Origin of the sequence: Micromonospora sp. NPDC049101 (assembly GCF_040648675.1) — a bacterium.
In the GTDB taxonomy this organism is placed as follows: Bacteria; Actinomycetota; Actinomycetes; order Mycobacteriales; family Micromonosporaceae; genus Micromonospora.
This window is the reverse complement of sequence record NZ_JBEZED010000058.1, coordinates 1-6730: the sequence shown is the minus strand read 5'-3', so window position 1 is coordinate 6730 and position 6730 is coordinate 1. Positions and strand designations below refer to the sequence as shown.

The following is a 6730-nucleotide window of genomic DNA, read 5'->3' as shown; positions in this document are numbered from 1 at the left end:
CGGGCGTAGGTGTGGCCGGGGGTGTCGGGGTCGGGGTGGTAGTAGCGGTCGTTGTCCCAGCGGTCGGTGGGGATGGGGGTGATGGCGGTGCGTGCCTCGGTGAGTAGTCGCCAGAATTCCTCGGGGCCGTCGGCGCCGGGGAAGCGGCACCCGATGCCCACCACCGCGATCGGCTGGGTGCGCGCCGCCCGCAGGGCGGCGGCCTCCGCCCGCGCCACCCGCAACTCCAGCAGCGCCCGCCGGAGCACGTCCTCGCGCTCCGAGCGACTGTCCCGCTCCTCGGGCGCTGCGGTCGCGTCGACGGCCCTCATGCGGTGCCTCCCGTGTCCAGTTCCTGCTTGAGGAGCCCCAACAGGTCGTCCTCGCCCAGGTGGGCGAGCTCCGCTTCCAGCCCGGCCAGGTCCACCGCCGGCTCGGCCGGGTGCGCCGCCGGCTCGGTCGCGCCGTTCGGGGACGGGCCCGGTGACTCCGGTGGCCCGCCGATCAGCTCCGACAGCAGGAATCTGGCCAGGGCCGCGACCGTGGGGTTCTCGAAGGCCGCGGTGGCGGGCACATCGGTGCCCAGCCGCCGGGCGAGCCGGTCGCGCAACTCGACGCTGGTGATCGAGTCCATCCCGGCGTCGAAGAAGCCGAGTGCGCGGTCCATCCGGGACCCGGCCGGCCGGCCGAGGACCACCGCGAGTTCGACCTGTACGGCGTCCTCCAGCATCCGGACGCCGGCCGTCGAGTCGCCGGCCGCACGCAGTCGGCGGGCGAACTCCTCGTCGTGGGCGCCGGCCGTCTCGCCGGTCGGGCGCATCGCCGCGAACATCGGCCGCGAGCGCTTCGCCTCCAGCACCGGGAGCAGCCTGTTCCAGTCCAACGGGGCAACCGTGACCTGGCATCGGATCGGGGCCTCGTCGGGGGCCACACCGGTGAGTCGGTCCAGCGCGGCGAAGCCGAGGTCCCGGCTCACCGGCGCGGTCCCGGTGGCCCGGAAGGACTCGCCGTGCTCCCGGGCGAGTGAGCCGTCGGCCCACCAGCCCCAGTCGACGGTCAGGGCGGGATAGCCGCGCTGCGCGCGGTCGTGCGCGAAGACGTCCTGGAAATGGCACGCGGCCACGAGGTGCCCGGCGAGCGCGGCCCCGAAGACCGACCAGGCCGAGCCGCAGGACACGAAGAAGTCGAGCGCCGCATCCTCGGCCGCGGCGGCGACGACGAGCGTGCCCTCGACCTTCGGCCGCAGGATCGCGCGGAACCCGGCCCAGTCGATGTCCGCCAGCGGCCGGAGTTCGAACAGGCCCGCGGCGTGGATCACACCACGGACGGCCGGCCACGGCGCACGGTGCGGGTCGAAGACCGCGCGCATTGCCACGGGGTCGGCGACATCGCCGTCCGGGGTGTACACCGTGGCACCGTCGCGGCGCAGCCGTTCGATGGCGGCGAGGGTGTGGCGTTCGGCGTCCGCCGGGTCGGCCTGTCCGGCTGCTGTTCTCTCCCGCGCCAGCGGGCCGCGGCCCAGCAGGACCAGGTGCCGCGCCCCACGTCGGTACAGCCATTCGGCGAACAGCACGCCCAGTGCCCCGCGACCGCCGGTGACGAGATACGCGGCCTCGGGGTCGAGCGTGCGGGGCGCGGGTACGACGTCGCCGGAACTTCGCCCGGCGTCGACTCGTACCAGCCGGGGAACCATCCGCTGTCCGGCGCGGTACGCGACCTGGTCCTCGGCGTCCGGGTGGAGGATCTCGCGGGCGATCGTCGCGGCCTCCGCGTCGGGGTCCGGGTACCGCGCATCGAGATCGATCTGGCCACCCCAGACGCCCGGCTGTTCCATCGACACGGCGCGTCCGAGCCCCCACGCGGGTGCCAGCACCGGCACGCACGGCGCGTCGCCGGCCGGGACAGCACCGCGGGTGACCGCCCAGAGGCGTGCGCCGGCCGCGATACCGGGTGCCGACAGCGACCGCGGCGCGGTCAGCAGCGGGCCGCACGAGGTGCTGAGTGCCTCGTTCCACTCCGGCCCGGGCGTCCGCAGGGCCGGATCGGCGTCCAGCGCGGCAAGGTGAACGACGCCGCGCAGTGTGTCACCGGCGCCGCGGATCGCCTCCGTCACGGCGGAGAACCCGTCGTGTGGGCTCAGCGTCTGTGACCGGACCAGGACGCAGGTGTGACCTGCCGCCTCAAGGAGCGCGGCCAGCCGGTCCGCGACGCCGTCCGGGCCGGCGCCGGTCAGCACCCAGCAGCCGGCGTCCCCGGAACCACCGGTGCCGTTCGCCGAGGCGGGATCCCGGGAGTCCGGCTGCCAGGCGACCTCGTACAGGGACGCGTCGACGTCGTTCTGGACGTCCCGCTCGGGACCGCTCCGCTGCGGCGTGCGCCCATTCGACGACGTACGCCCATTCGACGTGGCGGCCGGTGGGGAGGCCTCCGCACCGCGCGTCGGCCAGGGCCAGGTCGGCCGATCGGGAATCCAGAACCGCTCCCGCTGCCAGGGATAGTTCGGCAGCCGGACCCGTCGGCCGTCGTCGGGTTGCAGCGCCGCGTGGTCCAGCGGGTGGCCGAGGACGTGCAGCGCTCCCGCGGCGTCGAGCATCGACGTGCGGCCGTCGTGGTGCGCGCGCATCGACTCGACCGCGACGACCCCGGTCCCGTACCCGTCCAGGCACTGCAGGATGGGGGTGGCCAGAGCCGGGTGCGCGCCGACCTCCAGCACGACGTGGTGTGCCGCCCCCGCGGCCCCGCGCAGGGCTTCCGTGAAGAGCACGGGTCCGGTGACGTTGCGCGCCCAGTAGTCGGCGTCGGCGAAGCCTGCCTCCGCGGGCCCGCCGGTCACCGTCGAGTACACGGCCAACGTCGGTGGTGCCGGGGCGAGGTCCCCGAGTTCCGCGCGCAGCGCCTGTGCGGAGCCCGCCATCGCGGGCGTGTGGAACGCGTACTCCTCCTGGACTGTCGACCAGAACACGCCCCGGGAGCGGAGCGCACCCGCCAGCTCCACCATGGCCGGGCGGGTGCCCGCGACGACGGTGTTGCGTGGGCTGTTCACCGCCGCGATCGACACCGCCGTGCCGTAGGGAGCGATCATCTCGGCGGTCTCCCGCCGGTCCAGCCCGACGACCGCCATCATCCCGCCGCCCCGGGTGGCACCCATCGCCGCCGCGCGTCGTACCGCCACCTCGCAGGCCTGTTCCAGAGTGAGGCAGCCGGCCGCGTAGGCGGTGGCGATCTCGCCCACGCTGTGGCCGATCACCGCGTCGGGCCGTACACCCCAGGCGTGCCACACCTGGGTGATCGCCGCCTGGACGGCGAAGATCGCGGGCTGGGCGACGACCGTGTCGTCCAGCCGCGACCGCTCCGGACCGGCGAACAACTCGTCGCGCAGCGACCAGCCGGCGAGCCGGCGCACCACCGCGTCGCAGCGCTCGATGACCTCGTCGACGGCAGGATGGCGGGCCAGGGCACGGCCCATGCCGGGCCACTGTGAGCCCTGCCCGGAGTAGACGACGATCAGGCGGTCGCGGCCGTCGCGGCGCGCGACGCCGTGGCGGACGCCGGTCAGGTTCTCCCGCCCGCCGGCGCCCGCTTCGCGCCGGTCGCGCACGCCGCGTCCGGCCTCCGTCGATCGGGCCAGCAGGTCCGCCGCCCGCTTCGCGGAGTCGGCGACCACGGACAGCCGGTACGGCAGGTGCGTGCGGTGCAGCGCGGCGGTGCGGGTCACGTCCGCGAGGACCAACGCGCCGTCGGGTGCCTGCTCGAACATCCGCCGGTACGCCTCAGCCGTGTCGTCGAGCGCCTCGGGCGAGTGTGCGGACAACAGCAGCAACTGGGTGTCCGGCTGGTCGGGGCGAGACGAGGGTGGCCCGGAGCCCGGCGTCGCCGCGGATTCTGGCGTCTGCGCGGATTCCGGTGCCTGCTCCAGCAGCACGTGCGCGTTGGTGCCGCTGAAGCCGAACGAGCTGACTCCGGCGATCCGGGAACCGTGCCGCGGCTCCCACTCGACGGGCCGCGCGGGTATCCGGACGGGGATCTCCCCCCACGGGATGTGCGGGCTCGGCTGTTCGAAGTGCAGGTGGGCGGGGATCTGGCGATGGCGCAGGGCGAGCGCCACCTTGATCAGACCAGTGATGCCGGCCGCCGCCTCCAGGTGCCCGATGTTGGTCTTGACCGAGCCGACCCAGAGCGCGTCGTGGCGATCGGATTCCGGGCGCAGCGCGTCGACCAGGGCGCTGATCTCCAACGGGTCGCCCAGCGGTGTGCCGGTGCCGTGCGCCTCGACGTAGCCGACCTCGTCGCGCCGTACTCCCGCGTCGCGCAGCGCGTCGCGCAGCACCGCGACCTGCGCGCGCCCGTTCGGCACGGTCAGCCCGGCGCTGCGGCCGTCCTGGTTGACCGCGGAACCCCGGACCAGCGCCCAGATCTGGTCACCGGCGGCCTGCGCGTCGGCGAGCCGTTTGAGGACGACGACCCCGCAGCCCTCGCCGCGACCGTAGCCGTCGGCCTGGGCGCTGAAGGACTTGCACCGCCCGTCCGGGGCCAGCGCGCGCATCCGGGTCAGGCTCGCCGTGGTCAGCGGGGACAGCATGAGGTTCACGCCGGCGACGACCGCCAGGTCCGTCTCGCCGGAGCGCAGGCTGCGGGCGGCCAGGTGCACGGCGACGAGCGACGACGAACACGCCGTGTCCACGGCGAGACTCGGGCCGTGCGTGCCCAGCAGGTGCGACAGGCGCCCGGCGGCCACGCTGAAGGTGTTGCCGGTGGCCAGGTACGGGTCGTCGGCGGCGGCCGGGTGCGCCGCGAGCAGCTGCAGATAGTCGGAGGTGTTGATGCCGACGTACACGCCGGTCGCGGAGCCGTCGAGCGTCTCGACCCGGACGCCGGCGTCTTCGAGCGCCTCCCAGGAGACTTCGAGGAGCAGACGCTGTTGCGGGTCCATGCTGCGCGCCTCGCGGGGCGAGATGCCGAAGGCGGCGGCGTCGAACCCGTCGACCGGGCTCTCCAGGAAGCCGCCGCGCCGTCCGTACGAGGCGGCGCCGTCGGACCGGGCCGGCGTGTCCCAGCGGTCGCCGGGCACGTCGCCTGTCGCGTCGCGCCCGTCGCTCAACAGCCGCCAGAACGAGTCGGGATCGACCGCACCACCGGGCAGCCGGCACGCCATGCCGACGATCGCGAGCGGTTCGGCGGCGCCGGGTCGCGGTGCGCGCGGGGCGGGCTCGACGGCCGGTCGGGGGGCGGGTACGGGCACTCGGACGTCGACCGGGGACGGCTCGATCCGAGCCAGGTACTCGGCCAGCCGGCGGATCGTGGGGTGGTCGAAGACCAGGGTCACCGGCAGTCCCAGCCCGAGTTCGCCCTCCAGGCGCGTACGGATCTGCATGGTCATCGCCGAGGTGAGTCCGAGGTCGAACAGGCCGATGTCGGGGCTGAGCTCCTCCGGGCGGTGCAGCCCGAGCACCGCCGACAGTTCGGCCTGCAACCGGTGGACCAGGTCGCCGACCCGGGCCGGGTCCGCGACCGCCGCCGCGACGGGGAGGGGGCGTGGCGCGGGGGAGCGTGCGTCCGTGGCTGCACCTGTCGTGCCGTTGACCGAGTGGGCCGCGACGGTGCCCGGGCCGGCCGGACGCTGTTTCGGGAGCCAGTGCTCGCGGCGTTCGAAGGGGTACCGGGGAAGGTCCGGCAGCACCTCCGGACGGGTGGTCTGCGGTGACCAGTCGACCGGCCCGCCGGCGACCCAGGTCCGGGCGAGCGCCTCGACCAGTCGCCGGCGCGGTTCGGTCGTTCGGGGCAGCGAGGGGACGCAGGTCCACTCGGCGCCGCTGGCGGCCGCGACCGCCGCCGCCGAGGCAAGGAGGCCGCCCGGCCCCAACTCGATCAGGATCGTGGTTCCCCGGTCCAGGGCGGTCCGCAGGGCCTCGTCGAAGTGGATGGGCGCGCGGCTGTGCCGGACCCAGTACTCCGGGGTGGCCACCTCGGGCCCGGCGAGCAGCCCGGTGGTGTCCGACACGAACGGCACCGTGGCCGGTCGCAGGGCGGTCTGCGCGAATGCCTCGCCCAGCGCGCCGAGCATCGGCTCCACCTGCGCGGTGTGGAAGGCGACCGGCACGGGCAGCCGCACCGTGCGCAGGCCCTCCTCCGCCGCCAGCGCCGCGAACTCGTCGACGGCGTCGGACGGTCCGGCGATGACCGTCTCCCGAGGGCTGTTGCGCAGGGCTAGGTGGACGGTGCCGTTGGCGACGGGTGCCAGGCTGGTCAGGCGTGCCGGGTCGCCGAACACCGCGAGCATCGTGCCGTCGCCCGGCAGGTCCGCGATGAGGTTCCCGCGTACGGCGCTGAGACGGGCGCCGTCCTGCGGCGAGACGATTCCGGCGAGTGCGGCCGCCGCGTACGCGCCCGCGCTGTGTCCGAGGACGGTCTGCGGGACGATCCCGTGCGCCCGCCACCAGGCGGCCAGTGTCCAGGCCAGCGCGTAGAGCGCGGACTGGGTGTGGCGCGGGTCCTCGCGGTCCGCGGATCCGTTCGAGGGGTCGAGCAGGACGTTGATCCCCGCCTTGCCGGCCGGCCCGGCCGCGTCCGCGAGCGAGTCCAGTGCCGCGGTGATGAGCGGGTCGTCCTGGTAGAGCTCGGCCAGGGCGCCGCGTAGCGGCGTGCCGTGGCCCGGCACCAGGAAGGTGATGTGGGTGGTGGTGGTGGGTGGGGTGTGGTGGTGGGTGAGGTGGGGGTGTTCGGTGTTGGTGGTGAGGGCGGTGAGGGCGTGGGT

General features: G+C 74.7%; 2 protein-coding genes. Both read right to left on the bottom strand.

Annotated features, from left to right (window positions below):
- Positions 1–311, bottom strand: a 311-nt coding sequence (locus AB0B57_RS36665) for a beta-ketoacyl synthase N-terminal-like domain-containing protein (protein WP_357081033.1), incomplete at its 3' end; no start/stop codon positions are given.
- Positions 308–6730: acyltransferase domain-containing protein (locus AB0B57_RS36660; protein WP_357081030.1), on the bottom strand; the 6423-nt coding region annotated here is incomplete at its 5' end. The genes AB0B57_RS36665 and AB0B57_RS36660, both read right to left, overlap by 4 nt.